The organism is Marinobacter sp. H13, assembly GCF_059072335.1.
Genome location: NZ_JCACRU010000001.1, coordinates 2,115,154 through 2,140,285 on the forward strand (window position 1 = coordinate 2,115,154; position 25,132 = coordinate 2,140,285).

Genomic DNA, 25,132 nt, shown 5'->3' on the forward strand with positions numbered 1-25,132 from the left:
GTTATGCGTTCCCCTGTTCCTGCTGTGCCTTCTTCGCTTTCTTGCCCTTCTTGCTTTTCGCCTTGTCGTCGGCGGCCTCAGCGGCGGCAAGGACTTCCTTGCGCAACGCCTCGGGGGCGAGCGGGAAGCCAAGCGAGCGACGGCTGTCGAAGTACGCCTGGGCGACGGCACGGGCCAGGGTGCGAACCCTCAGGATGAAGCGCTGACGCTCGGTAACCGAGATGGCGTGGCGGGCGTCCAGCAGGTTAAAAGTATGGGAGGCCTTGAGAACCTGTTCATAGGCTGGCAGGGCCAGGCCGGCTTCGATCAGCCGTGCGCTCTCCCGCTCGTGAACATCAAAGCTATGAAACAGGAACTCGGTGTCAGCGTGCTCGAAGTTGTAGGTGGACATCTCCACTTCCTGTTGGTGAAACACGTCACCGTAGGTGACCACACCGTCCGGTCCCTCGGTCCAGACCAGGTCGTACACGCTGTCGACGCCCTGCAGGTACATGGCGATCCGCTCAAGCCCGTAGGTGAGCTCGCCGGTCACCGGGAAGCATTCCAGGCCGCCAACCTGCTGGAAGTAGGTGAACTGGGTCACTTCCATGCCGTTCAGCCAGATTTCCCAGCCCAGACCCCAGGCGCCCAGCGTCGGGGACTCCCAGTTGTCTTCCACAAACCGGATGTCGTGAACCAGCGGGTCCAGCCCCAGCGCCCGCAGGGAATCCAGGTACAGTTCCTGGATGTTGTCCGGTGATGGCTTCAGAACCACCTGGAACTGGTAGTAATGCTGCAGGCGGTTCGGGTTCTCACCGTAACGGCCGTCGGTAGGACGGCGGCTGGGCTGAACGTAGGCGGCGTTCCAGGTTTCCGGCCCGATGGCACGCAGGAAGGTGGCCGGGTGGAACGTGCCGGCACCCACTTCCATGTCCAGTGGCTGGAGGACCACGCAGCCATGCTGCGCCCAGAAATTCTGCAGAGCCAGGATAAGGCCCTGGAAGGTCCCGATATCCGGAGTTGTCTGTTTCGTTGCCTTGTCTGTCACGACGGTTGCCTGCTGATCAGTCTGTGTGTGGCGCCCCGGTTGTCCTTCGGGGCGCTCCGAAAAAAGAAAGGCGCATTATACGCGTGCTGGCTGTGTATTTCTAAGTCAGAAGAAGGTAAGACCCACCTGGAACAGTTTTTCCACATCCCGGATGCGGGTTTTGTCCACCAGGAACAGGATTACGTGGTCGTCCGGTTGGATCCGGAGATGATCGTGGGCGATCAGAACTTCATTGCGGCGCACGATGGCGCCGATGGTGGTGCCTTCTGGCAGGTTGATTTCATCAAGCCGTTTACCGACCACTTTTGAAGACCGGTGATCCCCATGGGCAATGGCTTCGATTGCCTCTGCCGCGCCCCTGCGCAGTGAGTGAACGTTCACAACATCGCCCCGGCGAACGTGGGTCAGAAGGCTGCCAATGGTGGTCTGTTGGGGCGAGATGGCCACATCGATGTCGCCGCCCTGAATCAGGTCCACGTAGTCCGGATTGTTTATCAGGGTCAGGACCTTGCGAGCGCCCAGGCGCTTGGCCAGAAGCGAAGCCATGATGTTGGCTTCATCGTCGTTGGTCACTGCGCAGAACACATCGGTACTCTCGATGTTCTCTTCCAGCAGGATATCCTTGTTGGCGGCGTTGCCCTCCAGCACCACGGTCTTGCGCAGGTTCTCCGAGAGCATGACACAGCGCTCGTGGTCCCGCTCCAGCAGTTTGACCTGGTACCGGTTCTCGAGGGTATGGGCAAGCCGCTGACCGATATTGCCGCCCCCGCAGATGAAGATGCGCTTGTAGGGTTTGACCAGGGGTTGGAGTTCGCTCATCACCGACTTGATGTGGTCACCGGCGGCAATGAAGAACACCTCGTCCCCGTCTTCAATCACCGTGTTGCCCTCGGGCATGATCGCCCGGTCTTTGCGGAAGATGGCCGCCACCCGGGTATCGATCTTGGGCATGTGGGTGCGCAGGTAAGACAGCTCATGGCCCACCAGCGGGCCACCCTTGGTGGCACGGATGGCCACAAGGCGGGTCAGGCCCTTGGAAAACTCCAGTACCTGGAGGGCGCCGGGGTTCTCGATCAACCGGGTGATGTGTTTGGTCACCAGGTGTTCGGGGCTGATCAGAACATCAATGGGAAAACCCCGCAGGCTGTCGAGGTCCTTGGTCTGGTCGCGCTGGTAGAAAAGTTCGGATTTCGCCAGATAGGCGTTGGCTCGTACCCGGCATATGGTGGTCGGGGTCTTGTACAGCAGTTTGGCCACCTGGCAGGCGACCATATTTGTCTCGTCACTGTTGGTGACGGCAATCAGCATGTCGGCGTCTTCGGCCCCGGCCTGTCGCAGTGCCGTGGGATAGGACGCCGCGCCCTGAACGGTGCGGATGTCGAGCCGGTCCTGCAATTCGCGCAATCGGGCACCATCGCTGTCGATAATGGTGATGTCGTTGGCTTCGTTGGCTAGGTTTTCGGCAAGGGTACCGCCGACCTGGCCGGCACCGAGAATCAGGATTTTCATGGTTCGGGTTTCTCCAGCACGGCGTAGAAGAAGCCGTCATGGCTATCCGGATCCGGGAGCAGTTGCCGCCCCGCACCCATATCGCGTCCCCATTGAGCTTCCGGCTCAACGAGAATGGCATCGGTCTGCTGCTTGCAAAACCGCTGAATTATACGGTGGTTTTCCTGCGGGAACACCGAGCAGGTGGCATACACCAGCCGGCCTCCGGGTTTCAGGATAGCCCACATTGCGTCCAGCAACCCGAGCTGTATGGCCGCCAGGGGGGTAATGTCCGATTCACGGCGCAATAACTTGATATCAGGGTGGCGGCGAATCACGCCGCTGGCGCTGCAGGGCACGTCCAGAAGAATGCGATCGAATGCCTCGCCGTCCCACCATTGTTCGGTCGCAGCCGCATCCGCCTGTTTCAGGGTGGCGTTGAGGTCAAGTCGATCCAGATTCTCCTGAACCCTGGGCAGGCGATCAGCGGATTCGTCGATGGCGACCACTTCTGCCAACTTGCCACAGCCCTCCAGAATCGCGCAGGTTTTGCCGCCGGGAGCGGCACAGGCATCCAGGACCCTCTGGCCAGGCGCCAGGTCCATCAGGGTGGTACACAATTGTGCGGCCTCATCCTGCACGCTGACAGCGCCATCGGCGAACCAGGGCAGCCGATCGACAGGAACCGGAGTGGCCAGTTGAATGCCGTGGGGTGCGAAGCGCGTTGCCTTTGCTTCGATGCCGGCCTCAGCCAGCAGGCCAAGATACTCATCCCGGGCAAAACGGAGGGCATTTACCCGCAGGGTCATGGGGGCCTGGGCATTGTTGGCGTCGAGAATGTGCTGCCAGTCTTCCGGCCAGTTGTGGCGGAGCTTTTCCACCATCCACACCGGGTGGCTGAACCTGCCGGCATCGTCTGCCGGTTCTTGTGCGCCTTCCCGCTCCGCGGCCCTGAGGACACCATTCACCAGCCCGGTCAGATGGGGTTTGTCCAGGGCGCGACAGGCTTCAACGGTTTCATTGAGAACGGCGTAATTGGCCTGTTGGCTGAAGCGCAACTGGAACAGGGCAACCAGCATCAGGTGATGGATGATGCGGTCGGGCTTGCGCAGAGGTTTTTTCAGCCGGCTGTTGAGCTCGCCGTCCAGGCGGTAAAACCAGCGGCAGGTGCCGTAACAGAGCGCCTGGAGAACCGGACGTTCATTGGCGGGCAGGCGGTTCAGTGCGGGCGGCAGGCACTGGGACAGGGACTGGCCATTCTCCACGGAAAGCATCACACCCGCGGCGATGGCGCGCATGGGGTGTTGTCGGTCGCCCATCTCAGCGCAGCTCCTGGCCGGGCATGAGCAGCTCCTTGCCGCCATTGATCAGGTCGTTCACGCTTTGGGCGCGGGAGCCCGGCAGCTGGAGACGGGTGATGCGCAGGGTGCCGTTGCCGCAGGCAATGTCGATCCCGTCCCGGTCCCGTTGTACTACGGTGCCGGGGAAAGCGTCGCTGGCGGTAACCAGGGCCTGGGCTTCGTGAATCCGGATGCGTTGGTCACCCAGATCGGTGTAGGTTCCGGGCCAGGGGTTAAAGGCGCGAACCAGCCGTTCAATCGCTATGGCATCTGCGGCCCAGTCAATATGGCCTTCAGTCTTGCTCAGTTTGCTGGCGTAGCAGGCCAGCTGGTCGTTCTGGAATTCCCCGGTGAGTTCGCCCTTCTGAAGAAGCTCCAGGGCCTTGATGATGGCCTGGCCTCCGAGTTCAGCCAGGCGGTCATGGAGACTGCCGCCGGTGTCGTTGTCCTCGATGGTGGTCAGGGATTTCAACAGCATGGCGCCGGTATCCAGGCCCTCGTCCATCTGCATGATGGTGATGCCGGTTTCCGCATCGCCTGCCGCTATGGCCCGCTGAATAGGTGCGGCGCCGCGCCAGCGCGGCAGCAGCGAGGCGTGGATGTTCAGGCAGCCGTGGGTTGGAATGTCCAGGACCGCCTTCGGCAGGATCAGACCGTAGGCCGCGACAATCATCACGTCCGGATTCAGATCGGCCAATTGTTTCTGGGCGTCGGGCGTTTTCAGTGTTTCGGGCTGGAAGACCGGGATCCCGTGGTCCAGCGCCACCTGCTTGACCGGGCTGGGCTGCAGCTTCCGGCCACGGCCGGCGGGACGATCCGGCTGGGAGTAAACGCCAACAATGGTGTGGCCGGCTGCAATCAGGGCGCGGAGCGCGGTTGCCGCAAAATCCGGTGTACCAGCAAAAACAAGTCGCACGGTGTAGTGATCTCTGTTCCGTTGTATACGAAAAGACCGGGTCATGACCCGGTCCGGAATAGTGTCTGGTTTTGGGCTAGGCCAAAGCCTGATCAGGCACTTTTCTTGTGCTGCTTCTCCAGCTTTTTGCGAATGCGGTTGCGCTTGAGAGAGCTCAGGTAGTCAACGAACAATCTGCCGTTCAGGTGATCCATCTCATGCTGGATACAGACAGCCAACAGGCCTTTCGCTTCCAGTTCAAACGGTTTGCCGTCCCGGTCCATTGCACGGATCATGCAGTGTTCGATCCGCTCAACGTCTTCGTAGAAACCGGGCACAGACAGGCAACCTTCCTGCATGGCTTCTCGTTCGCCGTCCAGCACTTCCACCTCGGGATTGATGAACACCCGCGGCTCGCTCTTGTCCTCGGACAGATCCATAACGATGATCTGTTTGTGCACATTCACCTGGGTGGCCGCAAGGCCAATGCCGGGCGCATCGTACATGGTCTCGAACATGTCGTCGATCAGCTTGCGGTCGGCGTCTGTCACCTCTTCTACCGGTTTGGCAATGGTGCGTAGACGGGGATCCGGGTATTCGAGAATCTCTAGTATCATAGGTCGGTCTTTTAGCCTGTATGTCGGGATGCCCGCGGTATTGTGCCGGCATGCCTTTTGACTTTGCTGCTCTTTGTAACAGTGTGAAACTGATCTCCGAAATGCGACAGCGTACTGCGCAAATTTTCACCTTGCCTCTACTATTATCGGGGCAAGGCCCCAGCTTTCAACGGCTGGAGGGGTTCTCAAGCTTTATAAGACTATTATCCAACAATTCGTCGATTGAGTACAAACTGATCAGTTAATAGTTAAAATCTTTCAACGACGGGATAGAATTTACTGGAAGAACAAAAGATAACATCACAATTTGCGAGACTTCTTCTATAGTAACTGGAATAACAACGTAATAAGCTGCAGGTAACTGACTGCATCCCAACAGAATGCAAAGAATCAAGGCACGCGATCAAGGACTTACACAATGAGGAAACTGCTGTACGCTCTGGCAGCAACTACGCTGCTTATAACCTCCTGGGCTCATGCTGCACCGGAGCTGCGGTCCGATCATCCCGAGCGTTACACCGTAGTTAAGGGTGACACCCTCTGGGACATTTCGGCCCGTTTTCTGAACAACCCCTGGTACTGGCCGGAAATATGGCATGTAAACCCGCAGGTCGCCAACCCTCACCTGATTTATCCCGGTGATCGCCTTGCCCTGGTTTATATTGATGGCAAGCCCCGTATTACGAAGGTTGCCAGCAACGATGTCGTAAAGCTGTCGCCCAAGGTACGTTCCGAGCCCATCGATACGCCCATCCCGGCGATCCCGCTTGATGCCATTGGCAGTTTCCTGACGGACACCCGTATTGTCAGCCCGGAAGAGATCAACGGTGCTCCGTATGTTCTCGAAGGTGAAGACGGCCGGATTATCACCGGTGCCGGCGACAAGCTCTATGCTCGCGGAGAAAAGCCTGCAGACAAGGTGGGTGTATTCCGTCGCAGCAAGGAATTCCGGGATCCGGATACTGGCGAGTTCCTCGGTCTTGAGGCGCGCAGTATTGCCCGTGGTGATGTCGCCCGGGAAAACGGCGATGTGTTGACCGTAAACCTGACCAGCTCCAGCGAAGAAGTTCGCATTGGTGACCGACTGATGGTGAGTGAAGACCGCCGTCTGACCACCAGCTTTGTGCCCAGTGCTCCCGACCAGGATATTGAAGGGCAGATGATCTCGGTTGATGGCGGTGTAAGCCAGATCGGTCAGTTTGATGTGGTTGCCATAAACCGCGGCACTCGGGAAGGTCTGGAAGCTGGCAACGTGATGGCCGTGCTGAAAAGCGGCAACCTGGTTCGCGATCCGGTGACCGGAGAAACCATCGAGCTGCCCTCCGAGCGTGCCGGGTTGCTGATGGTGTTCCAGGCTTATGAAAAAATGAGCTACGGTCTGGTGCTGCAGGCCAACCGCGTGTTGACGGTGGGCGACAAGGTGACCAACCCCTGATTGACTGACTACCGATAGACGCAACGGCCGGACCAGGAAGGTCCGGCCTCGCTGTTTTCAAGGATGATGCCGTGTTTTCCTCTGCCACAGCCCAATGGCTGTTCCTGACTTGCCTGCCCGGCCTCGGCCGTACCCGTCGGCGTGAACTGCTGACTGAATTTCCTGATTTGCCCCAAATGCTTTCCATGAATGCTGCAACCCTGCGGGCCGTGGGCATGACTGCAGACGCCATGGCCGCAATCCAGGCCTGGCAAAAGCAGGATGATGCGCATCCGGCGGTTCGTGAGGTGCGGACCATAATGCACGATTGCCAGAAGCATGCCGTCGGTATTCTGACCTGGGGAGATACCCACTACCCCGAGCAGCTCCGGCACATTCACGACGCGCCCCTGGTGCTCTTCACCCGAGGTGATACGGAGCTCCTGGCACGGGACCAGATCGGTATCATCGGTAGTCGCAAGGCTACGCCCGCCGGCCTGGATCATGCCCGGCGTTTTGCCGCCGAACTGAGCGCCCGCGATCTGATGGTGACCAGCGGTCTGGCGCTCGGGGTCGATGGCGCTGCCCATGCGGGGGCACTGGATGCGGGGTATCCCACCGTCGCGGTGATTGGCTGCGGTCTGGATCGTATCTACCCGCACCAACACAGGCGACTGGGTGAGCGGGTGATTGCCCAGGGGCTGGTGATCTCCGAGTATCCCCCCGGTACACCGGCAAGAGCCGCGCACTTTCCCCAACGTAACCGGATTATCAGTGGCCTGAGCCGTGGGGTGCTGGTGGTCGAGGCGGGACTGCGCAGCGGCTCCCTGATTACCGCGAGGATGGCGCTGGAGCAGGGGCGGGAAGTATTCGCCATTCCCGGCTCGGTGCACAGCCCTGTTGCCCGGGGGTGTCATCACCTGATCAAACAGGGGGCCCGCCTGGTGGAAACGGTGGAGGATATCCTGGAGGAGCTTGGTGCCTGGTGGTCCCCGCCGCTGGTAACCGAGGCGGCTGGCACCCCGGAACCGAAGCCTGGAGGCAAGGGCCCCCTGGCTGGCCTCGACGGCCGTGAAATCGCGGTGTTTGAGGCTTTAGGGTATGATCCACAGTCAACCGACGCACTGAGTTCAGCAACCGGCCTTCCTGCCGATCAGCTTATGCAGTCCCTGTTGCTTCTGGAGTTGCAGGGGCTGGTCAGCTCGGCACCGGGAGGCTTTCAGAAAATCGCCTGAACCCCGTGTGATCATCTAACCGGATCAACGTCTGACACAAGCAGTATGGCCCATTCCCACCCTCTATCTGACTGGCAATTGCACTGCGCTCGCCGCACGGTTCTCGGAGGCGGCGTTATTGCCTATCCCACCGAGGCTGTCTGGGGGCTGGGTTGTGATCCCTGGGACCAGGAAGCGGTGGAGAAGGTTCTGGAGCTGAAGCGGCGCCCGGTCGAGAAAGGCGTGATTCTGGTGGCTTCTTCCCTTGACCAGGTCCGCTTCCTGCTGGATCCCCTTCCCCCTCTGCTCCGGGCCGAGGCCGAGCGGCACTGGCCCGGCCCCGTGACCTGTCTGCTGCCAGACCCGGAGCGACAGGTGCCGGAATGGGTGCGCGGAAAGCACAGTTCCATCGCGGTTCGGGTCAGCGAGCACCCGGTGGTGCGGGCGCTCTGTGAAGCGACGGGCATGCCCCTGGTCTCCACGTCCTGTAATCCGGCCGGGCGACCGCCTGCCCGCCATATCTGGCAGGTGCGCGGGTATTTTGGCGATCAGTTGGACTGGATCGTTCCGGGAGCACTGGGCGGTAATCGCAAACCCAGCCGTATTATTGATATTGTCAGCGGTCAGCAACTTCGTTAGGAGCGTTTATGGCACAGCAACCCGATAGCCAGGCGGTCAAGCAGTATCTGCTGGGCCTGCAGGAGTCCATCTGCAACCGTCTGGAGGCCCTCGATGATGGCGCATCGTTCATCAAGGATGCCTGGGACCGGCCCGAAGGTGGTGGTGGCGTCAGCCGGGTGATCACCGAAGGCCGGGTGTTCGAGAAAGGTGGTGTTAATTTCTCTCACGTTATGGGCGATACCATGCCAGCTTCGGCCACCGCCCATCGTCCCCATCTGGCTGGTGCACCCTGGCAGGCCATGGGTGTGTCCCTGGTGATCCATCCCAACAACCCCTATGTGCCGACCTCCCACGCCAACGTGCGGTTTTTTATTGCCACGCCGAAGAACAGCGAGCCGGTTTACTGGTTTGGCGGCGGCTACGATCTGACGCCTTACTACGGTTTTGAGGAAGACTGTGTGCACTGGCACCGGACAGCCCGCGACGCCTGTGAGCCATTTGGAGAGGGCACCTACAAGCGCTTCAAGGACTGGTGCGATGATTACTTTTATCTGAAACACCGGGATGAACCCCGGGGTGTTGGTGGTCTGTTTTTTGATGACCACAACACCGGCGACTTCGAGCAGGATTTCGGCCTGATGAAAGCGGTGGGCGATAGCTACATAGACGCCTACGAGCCGATCGTCCGGCGCCGAATGGATCATCCGTTTGGTGACCGTGAGCGGGATTTCCAGCTCTACCGCCGGGGGCGCTACGTGGAATTCAACCTGGTCTATGACCGCGGCACCCTGTTTGGCCTGCAATCCGGCGGTCGCACCGAATCCATACTGATGTCGCTGCCGCCGCTGGTGCGCTGGGACTACAACCGGACCGCGGAGCCCGATTCGGAAGAAGCCCGGCTGACAGACTATTTCCTGACCGGGCGGAACTGGCTGGAGACCCAACATGACTAACGATCTCTACGCGGTAGTTGGCAACCCCATCAGCCACAGCAAATCGCCGAGGATCCACAGCCTGTTTGCCAGCGAGACCGGTGAGCCGGTTGAGTACACGGCCATCCAGGCGCCACTGGATGATTTTGCCGGCACGGTGAGGCAATTCTTTGAACGGGGTGGCAAGGGCCTGAACGTAACCGTGCCCTTCAAGGAGGACGCCTGGAAGCTGGCGGACCGTCGTACCGAGCGGGCCGAGAATGCCGGGGCCGCCAATACCCTGTATCTCGATGACGAGGGCCGGCTCACCGCTGACAACACTGACGGGTGCGGTATTGTGCGAGACCTGGTTGTGAACCACGGTGTTGTCCTTGGGCAGGCACGCATCCTGGTGCTGGGGGCCGGTGGCGCGGTTCGTGGTGTTCTGGGGCCGATCCTGGCGGAGCATCCTGCCGCCATTACCATTGCCAACCGGACGGTTGCCAAGGCTGACGCGCTGGTTAAGCTGTTTAAACCCGTGGCGGGCGAGACCGCGCTTTCTGCCTGCGGATTCGAACAGCCCCGGGAGCCTTTTGACGTGATCATCAACGGTACCAGTGCCAGCCTCCAGGGCGATCTGCCACCGCTGTCACCGGAGGTACTCGGAGAGCAAACGGTGGTCTACGACATGATGTATTCTCTGCAGACCACCACCTTCAATCAGTGGGCACTTGAACAGGGCGCACAGATCGTCCATGACGGGCTTGGTATGCTGGTGGAGCAGGCGGCTGAATCGTTCCGGATCTGGCGCGGCATCAGCCCCGCCACACGTCCTGTCATTGAGGAATTGCGTAACGACTGAGTCGCGGCCCCCGGATTGGGCTATGCTCAGGGTCAACATTCCGTAGGGATTTTCGATGGATATTCTTACCCTTGTGGGGCTTGTGGCTGGTGTCCTGATCGTCGTGCTGGCGATGCTGGCCAACGCCTCCTTCCTGACGTTCCTGAATCTTCCGGGCCTCGCCATTGTGCTGGGCGGAACTTTTGCCGTAACCCTGATCAAGTTCCGCATGGCGTCGGTGATGAGCGCGTTCCGCCTGGCCATGTCTGCCGCGTTTACCGACCGTATGGCGCGGCCGGCGGAGCTGATCCGGGAAGTGGGCGCGCTGGCCATGGTGGTGCGCAAAGAGGGCATTCTCGGCCTGGAAAACCACCAGACGGATAATGAGTTCCTGCAGAAGGCGATCAATCTGTGCGTCGACGGCCACCCGCCGGAACTGGTGGAAGAGGCGCTGGCCCAGGAAACCCAGCAGACCGCCGAGCGATACGAAGTGGCCGAGCGGGTGTTCCGGGGTATTGGCGAATCGGCCCCGGCCATTGGCATGCTGGGCACCCTGGTGGGTCTGGTACAGATGCTTAATACCCTGGATGACCCGTCTTCCATTGGCCCGGCCATGGCGATCGCCCTGCTCACCACCTTGTACGGTGCGTTTATTGCCCAGCTGATTGCCCTGCCCCTGGCCGACAAGCTGCAGCTGAAAGCCGAGGACGAGTCCCGGAACCAGATGCTGATCATCACGTCCATAAAGAACATCATGCGCGGCGAGAACCCCCGGGTGATGACCGAACTGCTGTCCTCGTTTGTTACTCCTGAGCAGCGCACCGGCCTGGCGCCGGAGCGGGAGGCCTGAGGGTTTGGAACTGGTCCAGAAGAAAAACAGGAAGCGTCTGCAGAACCAGACGCCGGCCTGGATCGTCACGTTTGCCGATCTGGCCACCCTGCTGCTGACCTTTTTCATACTGCTGCTGTCGTTTGCCGAAATGGACGTTGAGAAGTACCGGGCCATGGCCAACTCCATGGCCGTGGCCTTTGGCTCCAGCAACGTCCTGGCGGAGGATATTGGTGGCTCCCCGTTGACCATGATTGAATCGGACACGGTCTCCCTTCCCGAGCCCACAGAATCCCAGGCACGGGAGCCCGAGTTCATTGATGAGCGCGCGGAGGGTGCCGCGCCCACCCAGATTCCGGGTGGTGTGATCGATCTGGCCAGCCGGATGATCCGGGAACTGGAATCGGAGGTGGCTTCGGAAGCCCTGAGTGTCAATTACGACCAGAACCAGGTGGTGATCCGCTTCTCCGAGGAGGCTACCTTCCGATCCGGCGAGGCCGCCATCAAGCCCGAGATGATCCCGATTATCGAACGGGTGGTGAACGTGCTGTCGGCGTGTACCGGTGATGTGTTGGTGTCCGGCTACACCGATAACCGGCCCATTTCCAGTGACCGCTACCGCTCTAACTGGGATCTTTCCGCGGCCCGTGCCGTGTCCGTGGTGCACGAGTTGGTGATGAATCGGCAGGTGCCGGCCGAACGGGTGGTGGCGGCCGGGCGTGCCGAGACCAACCCGCTTGCGCCGAACGACACACCGGAGAACCGGGCCCTGAATCGCCGGGTGGAAATCGCCATTCGCAATCCCGAATGCAACGACGAGGTGCCCACCGGCGATCTGCCCGTCGAAATCAGGCCCTGAGCCTTATATCTGAGGCGTAGCTTCTCATTCGCAATCCATATAACTGTCCAGCTTTCAGGGCTTTATACTGTGCGCCCGATAATTCACTGGCACAGCGAAGCGAGAGAGCAACCATGAGTGGACCGGATAAGCCGAAAGTGATTGGCGAGGAATGGAGCGATGAGCGGGTCAGGAGTTTTCTGGATATCCGCCCCTGGGATGCTGCGGAGAATGCCGACTATAACGCTCTGTTGAAAGCCTACCAGGCCATGCGAGCGGAAGATTTCGAACGCTTTATCGGATTTCTCGTTGCCGAAGGACGGGATCTGAATGCCACCGGCCCGGACGGGGAAACCATTCTGGACCTGATTTCCCGGCATCGCCGCAGTGTGGATTATGCCCGCGCGCTGGAAAAGGCCGGTGCCAAAAAAACGGCTGCAGCCGGGAACTGATCCCGCTGCGGCCGTGCGTTATTGCCTGAGGTTGTCGGCGTTTACTGCACGTCGACTTCAATGGCCTTGGGCTCCTTCGGCTCGGCTTTCTGGAGCGTCAGGGTCAGCATGCCGTCCTTGAAGTTGGCCTTCACGCTGTTCTCATCGACATTGTCCGGCAGCGTGAAGCGGCGCAGGAAGCTGCCATAAAAACGCTCTATCCGGTGGTGCTTCTTGTCGTCGGTCTCGTTTTCACTCTTGCGTTCACCCTGAATGCTCAGAACGCCCTCGTGTACCGTTACTTTTACGTCTTCCTTGGACATGCCCGGCAACTCCGCCTCGATGGTGAAGGCCTCCGGAGTTTCCTTGATGTCCACGGCCGGAGCCCAGTCGCTGCGGCTGAACACGTCTTTGCTTTCGCGCTCGCCGCCTGAGCGGGTCAGGCCGAACATGCGGTTATAGCGGTTCATCAGGTCTTCGAACTCATTGACCGGATTCCAACGGGTAAGATTGCTCATAAAGCATCCCTCCTTTTCAAACGAAACGAATCTGAATAATTGAATATCAGCTTCGATCGCGGAACAGCTCCATGCCGGTAGCGCCTGCCGGATGGCTATCCGTGAACCTCTGCTAATTCCGAATGTAGGTGCAGCAAAAATGTTTTCAAGGGTGGGGTTGGTCGAATTTTGATCAGGGTCAAATTGGCTTCAGAGTTCCCCGAAATGCCGGTGTAAAAACGGACGGAATCGGCTCATGGTGGCGCCTGCCGTCTCCGGATCGGGCCGGATACCGGGTTGGAATCCCGGGAGCTCGCCGGACAGGAAAGGTTCCACCAGCGATGGGTTGGCACTGATGACATGAACGAGCACATCCCGGCTGGCATCCTCGCCGGTGATCAATGGCGCCGGCTGATGGTCACCCAGAATGATCATCAGGGCGTCCTGGCGCAGGTATTGGGCGGCGAAGCCTCCGGCAACTTCCAGAGCATAGGCAATCGCCTGACCGTAATGTTCCCGGACCCGGTCCGGATCGCGCCACAGCGAAACCGGCGCCTCGCCGGCACCCTCCCAGCGCCGGAACACTTCACCGTTGCCGATGCTTTGCCAGTCATCGAGCACCGGCAGGATCGGCACCCAGGGGGCGTGGCTGCTGATCAGCGCCAGCTCGGCAAAGAGCGGCCCCTCATTCGCATCGCGAATGTCCTGAAACCGGTGCCAGGTGTACTGGTCGGGCATGGTGACCCAGTTGAATGGCGGCCCCTGGTAACCCAGATCATCGTGATCGTAAATCCGGTCGTAGCGGAACAGCCGGCCCTCGGGCCAAGCCTGGGTGATTGCCGGCATCACGGCGACAGTGCTGTGCCCTGTACTGCGGAAGTCATCGATTAGAGTGGCGTAGCCGGAGCTGAGGAGGGTTTCGTAGGCAAGCTGGTTGTGGATCCACTGGCCACTCAACACGGATAGATGACCAAGCCAGGACTGGCCACCCTGGATGGGTGATTGCAGCCGGCCGGTGGCGACCGTCAGCCCGGCCGCGTCAAGTGACCGGCCCATGGCTTCAAGGCCTCGGCTGACCGTCGAACGGTAGCGCTCGTCGGTGATTGTCGACACGCCGTAGGATTCGATAAAACCCAGAATTACATCCGTTTGCGCCAGCTTTGGCAACGGAGTGGGCTGGCTCTGTCGTCCGGGCCGGGTGTTCAGCTCGGCGGCAAAGTTCCGGGTTGTCTGGTGGGTGTGGGTGATCAGGGAAGCCTGATTGGCAACGAACGCCAGTGCCGGGCTACCAATCCACGGGGTTACGGCCCCGGCCAGGAAAAGCCCGGACATCAGCCAGAGGGGTTTGCCCAGATGGGCCGGGGAATGATGGCCCAGTCGGTCCAGTCCATAGTGAAACAGCCAGCCTATCCCGACAAGCACGGCTGCCAGAGCACCGAGAGCCAGCACCGCCAGAACGCCCCCCAGGTTGGTATCCAGCAGGTTCCAGGCGGCGTCCAGCAGACCAAACTCCAGATAAAGATTCAGTCCTCGGCCAAGACTTTCCCGAACCAGGGCATCTACCAGAACAAGAAGCACCAGCAGCCCATACAGAACGGCCAACACCTGGGCGACGCGATACCGCTGTTGCGGCACTCTGAGCCCGCAGATGACGGCCCAGACGACCAGGGCTTCCGGGGAAAACCAGGGATTGTCACCGGGCAGTGCCAGAGCGGGCAGCAGGAATAACCCGTTCAGGATGAGCAGCCAGGCCAGTATCACGAGGCCGCCTCTACCCATGCCAGTTCGTCTCGCCGACGGGGCAAGGACACTGCTGCCGGAGGGGCCCCTTCAACGGACTGCGCCATACGAGCCAGCACGTCACGCCATGGTGATTCTGGTGAGGCATTCCAGGCTCGCCAATGCAGGGCTTCCAGGGCCACCGGATGGTTGCAGATCAGGCTAAGCTGCCGGTCATTCAGGGCCTCTTTACCCTCCGTGGCGCAAAGATTGACCAGCCGTTCCAGTGCCCGTGCTTTTTTACCGGGGCCGGCTGAGCGTCATATCGGGAAACCCTGGCAAAGACCGGCGACAGAACCATCTGCTCGAACCAGCTTAACCGGTCGGGGTTATGGCGAAGTGGGGGTATGGCGCTGGCCAGCTCAATCACTCTCGCGATATGACCATCCTCGGGCACTTTCAGCCAGGTACCTGTGCCGGGCTTTTGGGCCAGCAAGAAGGCCAGAGCCGGCGCCAGTAATACCGGTGCCATTACCGGTAGGGCCCAGGGTGTCAGCGACGGCGCGTGCCATTGGATCAGGCTGAGCGCCGCAACGGCGGAAGCCAGCAGGAGGGCAAAGTGCCGAAGGCTGAGTCCCGGCTTGGCAGCGCCGGACCGGTTCTGTCCCTGCCAGCCAACTCTGAGATTCGACAGCGCGCCCCCAACATGGAAGGTGTGAATCAACATCCGGATGGGGGCCAGCGCCAGTGCTGCGAGCGTCTCCATCAGCGTGTTCCCCGAGAGCCTGAGCAGCCCGCCAAACCGGGTAGTGCGCTTTGCCAACGAGTGGTCCGCTATTGCAAGCAGCCGGGGGCCGAACAGCAGCACCGAAGTCACCAGGACCAGCAGAAAGCCCGGACCAGAGCCTGTGTCCGTGGTAGCCATCACGCCCGGCAAAGCCGGCGTCGAATCGGCCAGCGCCACATAGCCTGACAAGCCCAGGAAAACCAGCCAGAGCGGAGAGGCCAGGTACGAGAAAATTCCGGTCAACAGGGCCATCCGGTGGGCCATTCGGATCTTGCCCATGGTTACCAGTAGCCACAGGTGCTGGAGATTGCCCCGACACCAGCGCCGGTCGCGGATCAGGTCGTCTTCGAGTGTCGGCGGTGATTCCTCGAAACTGCCGGCGATGGCCGGTTCCAGCCATACTTCGTAGCCTGCCCGGCCCATCAGTGCAGCCTCGATGAAGTCATGGCTGAGAACGGGCCCCCGGAACAGACCGGGCCCCCGAAGCTTGCGAAGACCACAGTGAGCCATGAACGGGGCTACCCTGATGATCGCGTTGTGGCCCCAGTAAGTGGCTTCCCCCAGTTGGATGGCTGCCAGTCCGGCACTGTAGAGCCTGCCATAACAGCGGTTGGAAAACTGTTGCAGACGGGCAAACCGGGTTTCTGCCCGGGCCAGGCGGGGTGTGGTCTGGATGATCCCCGCCTCGGGCCGGGCTTCCATGAGCCGTATCAGCCGGGTAATGCAGTGGGCACTGAGCAGACTGTCGGCATCCAGCACAACCATATAGCGGTAGCGGCGACCCCATCGACGCAGGAAATCGGCGATATTGCCGCTCTTGTAGTTCAGGTTGATGTTGCGCCGCCGGTAGAATAGGTGCTGGCCTGGGCCCAGCTCCCGGCGTATCTGCTCGCAGGTCGCCTGTTCCTCCAGCCAGATGTCCGGGTCCCGACTGTCCGAGAGCACATAGAAATCCACGGGCCCGGCCTGCCCCTGTTGCTCAAGATCCTGGATGATCGCTTTCAAACCACCGAGGGAATGCTGCACAGGTTCATGGCAGATGGGCATCACGACCGCGGTTGGGGCAGAGAGCGACTCCGAGGGCCCACTCGGCCCTGCACGGCTGGAAAGGCTCCAGGGGTCGCCACCGAAACGGAGGGCAACGAATCCGAAAACGGCCGTCCAGAAACCCACGCCAATCCAGGCAAACAGCACCCCGAATACCAACAGCAATAAGGCGATCATTCCGGAACTGGCCTGATCCGGGATAGTCTGGGCAAACAGAACCACGCCGGCCAGCGTCTGAGCGGCAACGAGGAAGACAAGCAGGAAGCGGCGCCGGAAGGCAACCGGGCGCCAGGAGCCGGCATTAATCACGGGGATACCTGATACTGGCCCGGGCTATGGGTGGCAGATGACGACCCTGATGAAGCGCGGGCAGGACAAACCACTGGGACATTTGTTCCAGTAATTGCCCGGTACTCAAGGCCGGGCTCTCAGCCTCGCGCGCCTGCAACATGCTGTGTACCCGCGCTCGGGTTTCCGGGCCGGTATCGTGGCCTGCAGCACGCAGGTACAGCAATGCTCGATCAAACGGTTCGTCCGATGAATCCACAATGGTCTTCGGGATGCTGGGTTACCCCGAAACATACGGCTACGGCCCTGAGTTCAGACCACTGGCTTACTGATCGTTAAGGTACTCATCCTTCAGGCGGACGTAGTTGGCGGCGGTGTATTTGAAGAACCCCCGCTCCTTCTCGGTCAGCGCCCGGGCTTTTTTGCAGGGCGATCCCACATAAAGGTGCCCGGATTCCAGGGTTTTGCCAGGTGGCACCAGACAGCCCGCGGCAACAATCACCTCGTCCTCCACCACGGCGCCATCCATAATGATGCAGCCCATGCCCACCAGAACGCGGCTGCCAATGGTGCAGCCGTGCAGCAGCGCCTTGTGGCCCACAGTCACGTCGTCCCCCAGTGTGAGCGGATAACCACCGGGGTTGTAGTCACTGGCGTGAGTGATATGCAGAACCGACCCATCCTGGATGCTGCACCGATGCCCGATACGGATTTTGTGCATATCGCCACGCACCACGGTCATCGGCCAGATGGAAACGTCATCGCCGGTTTCAACATCGCCAATCACCACTGCACTTGGATCTACCCACGCCCGTTCCCCAAAATCTGGCGTGATACCCTTGTGTGAACGTATATTCGTCATTACATAGTACTCATTGATGAATTACCCGAAGGCCCGGGGTGCCTGTGGGAGAGGCCCTTCCAAAACTGTCTGTCGCCATGGATGGCGACAGTCAAGCGTCACATGGGTGAGGCTGAGCGTTTATGAAGCAAAGCTTCATGCTTCAGCCGAACGACTGCAATCTATGATTGCAGGCCGGACCCCGGAGGGGTGCCGCAAGGAGCGTGTTTTGGAAGGGCCTCTCCCACAGGTGCCAGCCTCATAACTTGAAGAAACCAAACTACCCAAGATTCGACTAGCTGAGAAGGGGACCTATGAATAACCCGTTACTGACTGACGACCTGTTGCCGAAGTTTGACCATGTTCGCACCGAGCACATGGAAACGGCAATTGACCAGATTCTCAGTGAAAACCGGATGAAGATCAGCCAGCTCGCGGAGCAGGAGGATCCCACCTGGGAGAACCTGGCGCAGCCGATGCAGGCGCTGGACGACAAGCTGAGCAATGCCTGGTCGGTGATTTCGCACCTGAACGGCGTGATGAACAACGACGAGCTGCGCAAGGTTTACAAGAACTGCCTGGAGAAGCTCACCGAGTACAGCACCGAAGTGAGCCAGAACGCGGCCCTCTGCGACGCCTACAAGAAGCTGGCCGAGCGAGACGATTTCAAGAACCTGAGCGAAGCCCAGCGCAAGTCTGTGGAAAACACCCTCCGGGATTTTCATCTGGGTGGTGTCGACCTGCCGGAAGACAAGAAAAAGCAGTATGCCGAGTTGTCCCGGGAGCTGTCCGAGCTGTCCAACAAGTTCAGCGATAACGTGCTGGACGCAACCCAGCATTGGTTCAAGCACATCACAGACGTGGATGAGCTCGCCGGCGTCCCGGAGACGGCTATTGAGAGCGCCAAGCAGGCCGCCCGCCAGAAAGAGCTGGAAGGCTATGTGATCACCCTGGATTTCCCCAGCTTCTTCCCGGTTATGACCTACTGCGACAACCGGGATCTGCGCCGGGAAGTCTATGAAGCCTTTGTGACCCGCGCCTCCGACCAGGGCCCGGATGCCGGCCAGTGGGACAACACCCCGGTGATGGCGGAGATCCTCAAGCGCCGCCACGCCCAGGCCAAGCTGCTGGGCTTTGACAATTACGCCGAGCGCTCTCTGGCCACCAAGATGGCCCGCAGCAGCGACGAAGTGCTGGACTTCCTGAACCAGCTGGCGGCCAAGTCCAAGCCCCAGGCCGAAAAAGAATTTGCCGAACTCAGGGCGTTCGCGAAAGACGAGTACGGCGCCGAGGAACTGCAGGCCTGGGATATCGGCTATTACAGCGAAAAGCTTCGCCAGAAGCGCTACGACATCTCTCCGGAAACCCTGCGTCCCTGGTTCCCGGTGAACAAGGTGGTGCCCGGACTGTTCCGTGTCGCTGAAAAGCTGTTCGATGTCCAGATTGAAGCGAAGCCGGAAGTGGAAACCTGGCACGAGGATGCGACTGCCTACTGTATCAGTCGCAACGGTGAGCCCCTGGCCTGGTTCTATCTCGACCTCTATGCCCGCCAAGGCAAACGTGGCGGTGCCTGGATGGCCGATTGCCGGGTGCGCTGGCGCAACCTGCGTGGCCAGCTCCAGTTGCCGGTAGCCTTCCTGACCTGCAACTTCACACCGCCGGTCAGCGGCAAGCCGTCACTGCTGACCCACGATGAGGTCACCACCCTGTTCCACGAATTCGGCCACGGCCTGCATCACATGCTGACCCAGGTGGACGTGCTGGATGTGTCCGGCATCAACGGTGTCGCCTGGGACGCCGTCGAGCTGCCCAGCCAGTTCCTGGAAAACTGGTGCTGGAATCCGGAATCCCTGGGCCTGATCGCCTCGCACCACGAAACCGGTGAGCCGCTGCCGGAAGATCTGCTGCAGAAACTGCTGGCGGCCAAGAACTTCCAGTCCGGCATGGGCATGGTGCGCCAGCTCGAATTTTCACTGTTCGACTTCCGCCTGCACGCGGAATTCACCGACGAAGCGCCCACCAACCCGCTGGATATGCATCGCAAGGTGCGAAGCGAGATTGCCGTGGTGGAAGCCCCGGAATTCAACCGCTTCCCCAACTCCTTCTCGCACATCTTTGCCGGTGGCTATGCGGCTGGCTACTACAGCTACAAGTGGGCGGAAGTGCTGGCGGCCGATGCCTTCTCCCTGTTCGAGGAAAAAGGTATCTTCGACCCGGAAACCGGCAAGGCCTTCCTCCATAATATTCTGGAGAAAGGCGGCTCACAGGAGCCGATGGAATTGTTCAAGGCCTTCCGGGGTCGCGAACCGCAGGTGGATGCGCTACTGAAACAAACCGGCATCACGGACGAAGCGGCCTGACCCAATTTGAGCCGGCAGTCGTAAAGGCTGCCGGTTGTTCCAAACGGGAGTATTTATATGGCGAGTCCAAAACGTTTTATCGCCGGCGCCGTCTGTCCTCGCTGCGCGGAGATGGACAAGATCATGATGTTCACCACCGACGACGATGACCAGGTACGCGAGTGCGTGGCCTGCGGCTTCACCGATGCGGTGTCTGACGCCGAACAACCGTCCAACCCCGAGCTCGAGACCCGGGTGAACAAGCGCAAGAACGAGGACGATCACACCGTCAAGCAGGTTGTGTTTTTCAAGTCTGCTGCTGACGACGAGGATTAATTCTTATCTCCTGGCCTTCTGGTTGAGGGGCGGAGAGGCCATGGGAATGCTTTTCTTCTGGGAAAAACAACTCGCTTCGCTCAGACATCTTTTTCCCGGCAGAAAAGCACACCCACACCCTCTCGATCTGACTCAAAAGATATCTCTTTAAGGCAAATTCTTTTCAGCGATATCTGATGGTTTCTATGTGAGGGGGCCGGGATATTTTTCCCGCCGGAAATTGATGTCTGAGCGCAGCGAGTTGCCATTTCCAAGGGAAAAATATCCCGGCCCCCTCGCAACTCCCCTCAACAAGCAGGCTACAGAAAAACCTCCCAGCTCAAAGAACCATAGCCGCCAACCACCCAAAGCCAAGCAGCGGCAAATTGTAGTGCAGGAACGTCGGCACCACGGTATCCCAGATGTGGTTGTGCTGGCCGTCGGCGTTCAGGCCGGCGGTGGGGCCGAGGGTGGAGTCGGAGGCCGGGGAACCGGCATCCCCCAGGGCGCCGGCGGTGCCGACCAGGGCCACGATGGCCAGGGGGCTGAAACCCAACTGCAGGGCCAGGGGCACGTACAGGGCCGCGATAATGGGGATGGTCGAGAAGGACGAACCGATACCCATGGTAATCAGCAGACCCACCACCAGCATCAGCAGCGCCGCCATGGCCTTGTTCTCGCCGATAGTCGCCACGGAGCTGTCCACCAGGGCGGCAATTTCACCGGTTTCCCGCATCACTTCGGCAAAACCAGACGCGGCGATCATGATGAAGCCGATCATGGCCAGCATCTTCATGCCCTCGGTGAACAGGTCATCGGCTTCTTTCCAGCGCACCACACCAGACAGGTTGAAAAGCACGAACCCGGCCAGGGCGCCCAGGATCATCGAGCCAAGCCAGAGTTGCACCACGAAGGCAGTGACGATGGCGACCAAGGCCATCACCAGGGTGCGCGGGCTGTAGCTGGTGTCTACCCGTTCCGCTTTGGTGATGGTTTCCAGGTTATAGGTGCGGCCGTTTCGGTAGCTGAAAAAGACCGCGATCAGCAAACCACAGAGCATGCCCAACGCTGGCAGGGCCATGGCTTTCATGACGCTCAGGCCGGAGGCATCGACGCCGTTGGCGTTGATCTTGGCGATCAGGATCTCGTTCAGGTAGATGCCGCCAAAGCCGACGGGCAGGAACATGTAGGGTGTAATCAGGCCGAAGGTCAGCACGCAGGCTACCAGGCGCCGGTCCATGTTCAGTTTTGCCATTACGTACAGCAGCGGCGGTACTACCAAAGGTATGAAGGCAATGTGGATCGGCAGGATATTCTGGGACGAGATGGCAATGGCCAGCAGCAGGCCAATGATCAGGAAGCGGATGCCGTTAACGGCGGCGCCTTCTTCCTGGCGACCGACCAGGGCCAGGGCCTTGTCGGCCAGGGCGTGGGCCAGGCCGGACTTGCCGATGGCAACGGCGAAAGCACCGAGGGTGGCATAGGACAGTGCCACGGTGGCACCGCCGCCCAGGCCGCTATTGAAGGCTTCGATGGTGGCTTCCAGGGACATTCCTGCAATCAGGCCGCCGGATACGGCACCGATAATCAGGGCAACAACAACGTGGATGCGGCACAAACTCAGCACGAGCATAATCGCGACCGCGGCAACGACGGCATTCATGGCAAAACTCCGGGTAGGAATTAATGGTTTGTCCGGCCCCTTGTGGGGACCGGCATCATGAAAAGCGCGGTAATGTGCAGGAAATGATCGCGGTAGTCAAAGCGGTTGTGTAACGGTCAGACTTCGTCAAGGCGGGCAAAGCGGGGGACCTGTTCGCCGGCCATTTCCACGGTTTCCCGGAACATGGTCAGCGGGCGTACCCAGAGGCTGTAATCACCGTACAGGCAGCGATAAACCACCATCTGTTCTTCAGTTTCACTGTGCCGGGCGATCCCGAGTACTTCGTAATCCTTGCCCTTATAGTGCCGGTAACGGCCAGGGCGTATGTCGTTCTTGCGTTCGGTCATTCTAGGCCTCGATGGTTTCAGGCTATGCTGGCCTTGCAGTTATAGAGGACGCAGCACGCGCAACCGTCTAAAATGGAAGCAACTGCAAGGATGCAAAAAGACTCAGTCAGGGCCTGAAAGTGTAGAACACCAGGAAGGGCCCGGAAACCGGAAACCGCTATGATGCGGCAGTTATCCTGCATCCTTCTGATTTTTCTGTCGCTGGCATGCCTGGCCAGCGCGCCTGTTCAGGCCGCTCCCGTCGCCTTTGACTGGCTGGAAGCGCCCGCCGATGAGCTGGCACTCGAAGACGTTCGCGCCCTGCCCCCGGGCGCCTGGCAGAGGTTTGGCTCAAATGAGGTTTTTAATCGCGGGTTCAGCGATGGCAGTTTCTGGCTGAGAGTCGAGATTCCGCCAGAGCCGGTGAACCGGGTTCTGGAAATCGGCTATCCGTTGCTGGACGAGGTGTCCGTGCACTGGGTGGTTGATGGCGAGCTGATCCAGACCCACCATACGGGCGATACCCTCCCGTTCAGCAGTCGCCCGATTTATCACCGCAATTTCGTCTTCCTGGTACCGTCGAATACCGATACGGCGACCGCCTTTGTGCGCGTGCAAACGCTCGGGTCGGTACAGATTCCCGTGGCAGTCACGCCTTCGGCCGAATTCCTGGCCAATGAGCAGCTGTCTTACGGCTGGCAGACGATGTTTCTGGGTATCATCGCTGCGATGGCGCTCTACAATCTGTTTCTGTTTGTCATCGTGCGCCATTCCACCTACTTCTGGTACGTGCTGACTGTTGTGTTTACCGGGCTGGTTCAGCTCAACTTCAATGGTGTGCTCTTCCAGTGGCTGTGGCCGAATGCCCCGGGTATCAACCGGTATTTCACCATTCCGGTTATCTGTTTCGCTCTGTTCTCCGCCATTATCTTCGCCATCCGTTTTCTCAATATCCGGTCCTACAGCCTCAGAAGTTACCGCTTCCTGCAGTGGATTCTGGCCGCCATTTCTGCCAGCTTCGTCTTTACTCTTTTTGGCAGTTACCAGACGGGGATTGTCCTGGTCAGCGCGATTGCGGCAGTGGTCACTCCCGCGGTCTGGTTCATCGGTTTCCTGGTCTGGCGGAAAGGTCAGGTATTGGGCGGTTTCTACGTTCTGGCCTGGACGCCATTGCTGATCGGCCATCTGATTCTCGCGGTCAGCAAGCTTGGCATCATGCCCCGCAGTTTCCTGACCGAGTTCATGCCTCAGATCGGCGTGGCCCTGGAGGTGGTTCTGCTTTCCTTTGCGCTTGCCTACCGGATCAACCTGGAACGTCGCAAGCGCCATGAGGCCCAGGAGCAGGCGCTGGCGATCCAGCAGCAGGCCAACCTGACCCTGGAGATGCGGGTTCAGGCGCGCACCGACGAACTGGAACGGGCCAATGAGCAGCTCAAGGCGATCAGCCTCACCGACGGTCTGACCCATGTGGCCAACCGGCGTCGGTTCGATGAAAAACTCAACGATGAGTGGCGACGGGCCCAGAGACACGGTCACCCGTTGAGCCTGTTGATGCTGGATATTGATCACTTCAAGCGGGTAAACGACGAGCTGGGACACCTGGTTGGCGACGATTGCCTGACCGCGGTGGCCGCCTTGTGCGTCGCAGAAGTGCAGCGTTCCGGGGATCTGTTGGCCCGCTATGGCGGCGAGGAATTCAGCATCCTGCTACCAGCCACGCCTGAGGAGGGAGCGGTTCGGGTGGCCGAGCGAGTGCGTCAGGCGGTGGCCCGTTCCCCGGTGCATTCCGGGGAACGGGTGGCTCCGGTCAGTCTTACCATCAGTGTGGGCGTGGCGTGCCTGGTGCCAGGGCCAGATATGGAGCCCCAGGAACTGATCCGTCAGGCCGACGAAGCCCTGTACTCGGCCAAGGAGTCCGGCCGAAACCGGGTCATGGTGGCCCGTGATTTCAGGGCGGCGACCGTACCCGGTGCCTGAGGTGTCTCTGAGCTTCAGTTCTTCAGCTTGTAACGGCCCGGCCCGAGGAAAATCACTGCCACGGCGGTAAACAGGAAGAAGCCCTGCAGCTCCAGTGCCCAGCCGCCACCGCGTCCAAGGCTCAGGAGTTCGTTGCCATGTACCAGGATAATGGCAAACAGCATGTTGAAGATGATCAGCAGGGCTCCGATCCGGGTCTGATAGCCCAGAACCACCATCAGCGGTGCAATGATTTCGCCGACAAATACGCCGTAGGCAAGAAAGGTAGGCAGGCCGTGGCTGGCCAGTTCGCCTTCGATAAAACCAACACCGTTAAGCAGTTTGGCAATGCCGTGGAACAGCATCAGCCCGCCCAGGGTCAGGCGGATAATCAGTTTTCCCAGATCAGCGTTTTCGAGCAAGGTACGGGTCTCCGTTCTATAGGTTGCGAATGTCAGGATACAGCGGCACAAGCTGTTTGATCAGCCGGTTCTGGGCGCCGGTGGGAATATCGTTCTTCTCCATGGCCAGGATCAGGTTTTCCGCTAGGGCATTGAACTGGGTGTCGGTGATGGCCATGTCGGAATGCAGCTCGCGCATCTCCCGACCGGTGTAGGCACAGGGCCCGCCACTGAGCTCGCACAGCTGATCCGTGAGGTTGCGGTGGAACTGGGCGACGTCCATGCCTTTGAACTGCTGGTTGATGCGCTCATCCTCGACGATCAGGTAAAGCAGGTCTTCCACCACGTTTGCGATGCCTTCCCGCTCACCCAGCTGCTGATACAGACTGTTTTCGGGTTCGGTATTCAGGCTCTGGCAGCCACCGAGTAGCAGTGCCAGCATCATCAACAGGGCGGAAAGCGTGGCGTAGCGATTGGTAAGGCCCAT

Annotated in this window: 25 protein-coding genes; 11 read left to right on the top strand and 14 right to left on the bottom strand. The window is 59.9% G+C overall.

Annotated elements, in window-relative coordinates; genetic code table 11:
- Window position 1: 1 nt before the first annotated feature.
- The 5 genes from glyQ to def all read right to left on the bottom strand — a co-directional run bounded on the left by glyQ (window position 2) and on the right by def (window position 5,367).
- Window positions 2-1,027 (bottom strand): glycine--tRNA ligase subunit alpha, encoded by a 1,026-nt coding sequence (gene glyQ, locus AC5JQH_RS09770; protein ID WP_041645858.1) that lies wholly within the window; start codon window positions 1,025-1,027, stop codon window positions 2-4.
- Between the two features lie 105 nt (window positions 1,028-1,132).
- On the bottom strand, window positions 1,133-2,536 hold the full coding sequence (trkA, locus tag AC5JQH_RS09775) for a Trk system potassium transporter TrkA (RefSeq protein WP_008176663.1): 1,404 nt from the start codon (window positions 2,534-2,536) through the stop codon (window positions 1,133-1,135).
- Window positions 2,533-3,834, bottom strand: a complete 1,302-nt coding sequence (rsmB, locus tag AC5JQH_RS09780; RefSeq protein WP_273155874.1) for a 16S rRNA (cytosine(967)-C(5))-methyltransferase RsmB — start codon at window positions 3,832-3,834, stop codon at window positions 2,533-2,535. Before rsmB ends, trkA begins: the two co-directional genes overlap by 4 nt.
- Window position 3,835: 1 nt before the next feature.
- Complete coding sequence (gene fmt, locus AC5JQH_RS09785; RefSeq protein ID WP_273069643.1) at window positions 3,836-4,771, bottom strand: methionyl-tRNA formyltransferase; 936 nt, start codon at window positions 4,769-4,771, stop codon at window positions 3,836-3,838.
- A gap of 92 nt (window positions 4,772-4,863) precedes the next feature.
- Entirely contained in the window at window positions 4,864-5,367 is a 504-nt protein-coding gene (gene def, locus AC5JQH_RS09790; protein ID WP_008176668.1) for a peptide deformylase, read from the bottom strand.
- Window positions 5,368-5,785: 418 nt separating this feature from the next.
- Here def and AC5JQH_RS09795 point away from each other — a divergent pair, with 418 nt between their 5' ends.
- The 8 genes from AC5JQH_RS09795 (at window position 5,786) to AC5JQH_RS09830 (ending at window position 12,487) form a co-directional block, all read left to right on the top strand.
- A complete protein-coding gene (locus tag AC5JQH_RS09795; protein WP_008176670.1) occupies window positions 5,786-6,802 on the top strand; it encodes a LysM peptidoglycan-binding domain-containing protein in 1,017 nt (338 codons plus the stop codon).
- Between the two features lie 71 nt (window positions 6,803-6,873).
- On the top strand, window positions 6,874-8,016 hold the full coding sequence (gene dprA, locus AC5JQH_RS09800) for a DNA-processing protein DprA (protein ID WP_493805532.1): 1,143 nt from the start codon (window positions 6,874-6,876) through the stop codon (window positions 8,014-8,016).
- A 45-nt stretch (window positions 8,017-8,061) separates the two neighbouring features.
- Window positions 8,062-8,634, top strand: a complete 573-nt coding sequence (tsaC, locus tag AC5JQH_RS09805; protein ID WP_493805533.1) for an L-threonylcarbamoyladenylate synthase type 1 TsaC — start codon at window positions 8,062-8,064, stop codon at window positions 8,632-8,634.
- Between the two features lie 8 nt (window positions 8,635-8,642).
- Complete coding sequence (gene hemF / locus AC5JQH_RS09810) at window positions 8,643-9,569, top strand: oxygen-dependent coproporphyrinogen oxidase (RefSeq protein ID WP_273155867.1); 927 nt, start codon at window positions 8,643-8,645, stop codon at window positions 9,567-9,569.
- Complete coding sequence (gene aroE, locus AC5JQH_RS09815; protein ID WP_008176678.1) at window positions 9,562-10,389, top strand: shikimate dehydrogenase; 828 nt, start codon at window positions 9,562-9,564, stop codon at window positions 10,387-10,389. The genes hemF and aroE overlap by 8 nt, the downstream gene beginning before the upstream one ends.
- Window positions 10,390-10,444: 55 nt before the next feature.
- On the top strand, window positions 10,445-11,218 hold the full coding sequence (locus tag AC5JQH_RS09820) for a motility protein A (protein ID WP_104270371.1): 774 nt from the start codon (window positions 10,445-10,447) through the stop codon (window positions 11,216-11,218).
- Window positions 11,219-11,222: 4 nt separating this feature from the next.
- Window positions 11,223-12,056: a flagellar motor protein MotB gene (locus tag AC5JQH_RS09825; protein ID WP_008176682.1), complete on the top strand. Its 834-nt coding sequence runs from the start codon at window positions 11,223-11,225 to the stop codon at window positions 12,054-12,056.
- Window positions 12,057-12,169: 113 nt separating this feature from the next.
- Complete coding sequence (locus AC5JQH_RS09830) at window positions 12,170-12,487, top strand: PA4642 family protein (RefSeq protein WP_008176684.1); 318 nt, start codon at window positions 12,170-12,172, stop codon at window positions 12,485-12,487.
- A gap of 41 nt (window positions 12,488-12,528) precedes the next feature.
- Here the strand turns inward: AC5JQH_RS09830 and AC5JQH_RS09835 are convergent, their stop codons facing one another.
- From AC5JQH_RS09835 to AC5JQH_RS09855, 5 genes are all read right to left on the bottom strand, one after another.
- The gene (locus AC5JQH_RS09835) at window positions 12,529-12,984 is read right to left on the bottom strand and encodes an Hsp20/alpha crystallin family protein (protein WP_008176686.1); all 456 of its coding nucleotides are present in this window, start codon (window positions 12,982-12,984) and stop codon (window positions 12,529-12,531) included.
- A gap of 189 nt (window positions 12,985-13,173) precedes the next feature.
- Window positions 13,174-14,742, bottom strand: a complete 1,569-nt coding sequence (locus AC5JQH_RS09840) for an alkaline phosphatase family protein (protein ID WP_493805534.1) — start codon at window positions 14,740-14,742, stop codon at window positions 13,174-13,176.
- 178 nt (window positions 14,743-14,920) lie between these two features.
- On the bottom strand, window positions 14,921-16,825 hold the full coding sequence (gene mdoH / locus AC5JQH_RS09845) for a glucans biosynthesis glucosyltransferase MdoH (RefSeq protein ID WP_493805535.1): 1,905 nt from the start codon (window positions 16,823-16,825) through the stop codon (window positions 14,921-14,923).
- Window positions 16,818-17,063, bottom strand: coding sequence for a hypothetical protein (locus tag AC5JQH_RS09850; RefSeq protein WP_008176693.1), 246 nt, complete (start codon window positions 17,061-17,063; stop codon window positions 16,818-16,820). The genes mdoH and AC5JQH_RS09850 overlap by 8 nt, the downstream gene beginning before the upstream one ends.
- A gap of 66 nt (window positions 17,064-17,129) precedes the next feature.
- Entirely contained in the window at window positions 17,130-17,666 is a 537-nt protein-coding gene (locus AC5JQH_RS09855) for a gamma carbonic anhydrase family protein (RefSeq protein ID WP_008176696.1), read from the bottom strand.
- A 293-nt stretch (window positions 17,667-17,959) separates the two neighbouring features.
- Between AC5JQH_RS09855 and prlC the strand changes: the two genes are divergently transcribed.
- Complete coding sequence (gene prlC, locus AC5JQH_RS09860; protein ID WP_493805536.1) at window positions 17,960-20,005, top strand: oligopeptidase A; 2,046 nt, start codon at window positions 17,960-17,962, stop codon at window positions 20,003-20,005.
- A gap of 57 nt (window positions 20,006-20,062) precedes the next feature.
- Window positions 20,063-20,320: a YheV family putative zinc ribbon protein gene (locus AC5JQH_RS09865; RefSeq protein ID WP_008176700.1), complete on the top strand. Its 258-nt coding sequence runs from the start codon at window positions 20,063-20,065 to the stop codon at window positions 20,318-20,320.
- Between the two features lie 319 nt (window positions 20,321-20,639).
- Here AC5JQH_RS09865 and AC5JQH_RS09870 read toward each other — a convergent pair whose 3' ends face one another.
- Window positions 20,640-21,962 carry a Na+/H+ antiporter family protein gene (locus AC5JQH_RS09870; protein WP_008176701.1) on the bottom strand — a complete coding sequence of 441 codons (1,323 nt, stop codon included), beginning with the start codon at window positions 21,960-21,962 and terminating at the stop codon, window positions 20,640-20,642.
- A 116-nt stretch (window positions 21,963-22,078) separates the two neighbouring features.
- Complete coding sequence (locus tag AC5JQH_RS09875) at window positions 22,079-22,309, bottom strand: DUF1653 domain-containing protein (RefSeq protein WP_008176702.1); 231 nt, start codon at window positions 22,307-22,309, stop codon at window positions 22,079-22,081.
- A 159-nt stretch (window positions 22,310-22,468) separates the two neighbouring features.
- Here AC5JQH_RS09875 and AC5JQH_RS09880 point away from each other — a divergent pair, with 159 nt between their 5' ends.
- Window positions 22,469-24,265, top strand: coding sequence for a sensor domain-containing diguanylate cyclase (locus AC5JQH_RS09880; RefSeq protein WP_493805537.1), 1,797 nt, complete (start codon window positions 22,469-22,471; stop codon window positions 24,263-24,265).
- 14 nt (window positions 24,266-24,279) lie between these two features.
- Here AC5JQH_RS09880 and AC5JQH_RS09885 read toward each other — a convergent pair whose 3' ends face one another.
- On the bottom strand, window positions 24,280-24,666 hold the full coding sequence (locus AC5JQH_RS09885) for a DoxX family protein (RefSeq protein WP_062783591.1): 387 nt from the start codon (window positions 24,664-24,666) through the stop codon (window positions 24,280-24,282).
- A gap of 16 nt (window positions 24,667-24,682) precedes the next feature.
- A complete protein-coding gene (locus AC5JQH_RS09890; protein WP_108018207.1) occupies window positions 24,683-25,132 on the bottom strand; it encodes a group I truncated hemoglobin in 450 nt (149 codons plus the stop codon).

Coding starts and splice junctions, on each gene's coding strand:
- AC5JQH_RS09875 (WP_008176702.1), bottom strand. CDS start 22,309: ATGACCGAACGCAAGAACGACATACGCCCTGGCCGTTACCGGCACTAT.
- trkA (WP_008176663.1), bottom strand. CDS start 2,536: ATGAAAATCCTGATTCTCGGTGCCGGCCAGGTCGGCGGTACCCTTGCC.
- AC5JQH_RS09840 (WP_493805534.1), bottom strand. CDS start 14,742: ATGGGTAGAGGCGGCCTCGTGATACTGGCCTGGCTGCTCATCCTGAAC.
- prlC (WP_493805536.1), top strand. CDS start 17,960: ATGAATAACCCGTTACTGACTGACGACCTGTTGCCGAAGTTTGACCAT.
- AC5JQH_RS09870 (WP_008176701.1), bottom strand. CDS start 21,962: ATGAATGCCGTCGTTGCCGCGGTCGCGATTATGCTCGTGCTGAGTTTG.
- def (WP_008176668.1), bottom strand. CDS start 5,367: ATGATACTAGAGATTCTCGAATACCCGGATCCCCGTCTACGCACCATT.
- rsmB (WP_273155874.1), bottom strand. CDS start 3,834: ATGGGCGACCGACAACACCCCATGCGCGCCATCGCCGCGGGTGTGATG.
- AC5JQH_RS09820 (WP_104270371.1), top strand. CDS start 10,445: ATGGATATTCTTACCCTTGTGGGGCTTGTGGCTGGTGTCCTGATCGTC.
- AC5JQH_RS09880 (WP_493805537.1), top strand. CDS start 22,469: ATGATGCGGCAGTTATCCTGCATCCTTCTGATTTTTCTGTCGCTGGCA.
- AC5JQH_RS09865 (WP_008176700.1), top strand. CDS start 20,063: ATGGCGAGTCCAAAACGTTTTATCGCCGGCGCCGTCTGTCCTCGCTGC.
- AC5JQH_RS09855 (WP_008176696.1), bottom strand. CDS start 17,666: ATGACGAATATACGTTCACACAAGGGTATCACGCCAGATTTTGGGGAA.
- AC5JQH_RS09830 (WP_008176684.1), top strand. CDS start 12,170: ATGAGTGGACCGGATAAGCCGAAAGTGATTGGCGAGGAATGGAGCGAT.
- hemF (WP_273155867.1), top strand. CDS start 8,643: ATGGCACAGCAACCCGATAGCCAGGCGGTCAAGCAGTATCTGCTGGGC.
- AC5JQH_RS09835 (WP_008176686.1), bottom strand. CDS start 12,984: ATGAGCAATCTTACCCGTTGGAATCCGGTCAATGAGTTCGAAGACCTG.
- AC5JQH_RS09795 (WP_008176670.1), top strand. CDS start 5,786: ATGAGGAAACTGCTGTACGCTCTGGCAGCAACTACGCTGCTTATAACC.
- tsaC (WP_493805533.1), top strand. CDS start 8,062: ATGGCCCATTCCCACCCTCTATCTGACTGGCAATTGCACTGCGCTCGC.
- AC5JQH_RS09890 (WP_108018207.1), bottom strand. CDS start 25,132: ATGGGCCTTACCAATCGCTACGCCACGCTTTCCGCCCTGTTGATGATG.
- aroE (WP_008176678.1), top strand. CDS start 9,562: ATGACTAACGATCTCTACGCGGTAGTTGGCAACCCCATCAGCCACAGC.